A 669-nucleotide genomic window follows, 5' to 3' on the forward strand; every position below is an offset into this window, starting at 1 on the left:
TGTGAGTCGACATGAACATTATGTCATATTATTACGCTGCGGGTCTTTTTAAATCAGGATTAAAGGGCAATAAAATATATAGGGATTGATTTATCACATACAAAAAAATTAAGCCTTTTCGCTTTAGAGAAAGTATCTTTCGCGCTTGGCACGATTCAATACTATAGTGATAGTAAGTCCTTTTATGAGATTCTTATGGATATAAGTGTATATGTTGGAGCGTTGGTTGCTCTATTTGTGATCATCGATCCGATTGGAATGGCTTTAATTTTCCATTCTTTGCTTGAAAGTGGTTCAGGTCGAAAGTTGATCGCTTTCAAGGCCTGTCTTATTTCCACGATGCTACTAGTATTGTTTGGCAATTTTGGTGAACTCCTTTTAAGTAAGCTTGCGATTAGTATTCATGCATTCAAGATATCCGGTGGCGTGCTTTTGTTTTATACGGCGTTTCGTATGGTTACCAGTAGTTTGTCTTTCGCTGGCAGCGGGAATGGCAGAGATATATCGGTTTTCCCATTGTCCATACCGCTACTTGCGGGGCCTGGCTCTTTAACAGTAAGTATTTTGTTGTTTTCTTCGACTAGTTCGGCTTTGGGCCAGCTTTCTGTGATGTTTGCCATTGTATCTATCAGCACGCTAACCTGTATTCTGATGATTTTTTCGGGCAAT

Annotated in this window: 1 protein-coding gene; it reads left to right on the forward strand. The window is 39.3% G+C overall.

The features are described 5' to 3' along the window. Positions 1-195 precede the first annotated feature (195 nt). A partial coding sequence (locus A3735_RS26285; protein WP_068638943.1) for a MarC family protein occupies positions 196-669 on the forward strand: 474 nt, incomplete at its 3' end.

The sequence above is a fragment of the Oleiphilus sp. HI0061 genome (assembly GCF_001635675.1).